We start from the raw sequence: 365 nt of genomic DNA, 5'->3' as shown, positions 1-365 counted from the left end.
CATGGTTCATTGCGTCGAATCGGTAGAAAAGCTTGAACAGAAAAAGGCGCCAGAGCTTTCAGATCTGGCGTTCTTCAAAGTCGTCATTCAGGAGGAAAAATAAGATGGAATCAAAATTCAGCTTCACAAATATCTATATCGCCAAAGATCCGATCGACTTCAGAAAAGGAATGGGCGGTCTCGCTGCTCTTGTTCAGGATCAGTTTAAGCTCAGCCCTTTCGATGAATCTCTCTTCATCTTCACCAATCGCTCAAAGGGCCGCATCAAGTGCCTGTACTATGACGGAACGGGAACCTGGCTGTTCTACAAGGTTCTCAACTCCGGACATTTCGACTGGAGAATTACAGGAGATGGGATCGTGTCG

General features: G+C 46.3%; 1 protein-coding gene. It reads left to right on the top strand.

The window, feature by feature from the left end:
* Positions 1–104: 104 nt before the first annotated feature.
* Positions 105–365 (top strand): IS66 family insertion sequence element accessory protein TnpB (tnpB, locus tag Afil_RS10785; protein ID WP_230268555.1); only part of this gene is annotated, 261 nt, incomplete at its 3' end.

Origin of the sequence: Allobaculum fili (assembly GCF_020969955.1) — a bacterium.
GTDB classification, from domain to species: Bacteria; Bacillota_I; Bacilli_A; order Erysipelotrichales; family Erysipelotrichaceae; genus Allobaculum; species Allobaculum fili.
The sequence above is the reverse complement of the archived record's forward strand: the minus strand, read 5'-3'. Positions and strand labels throughout refer to the sequence as shown.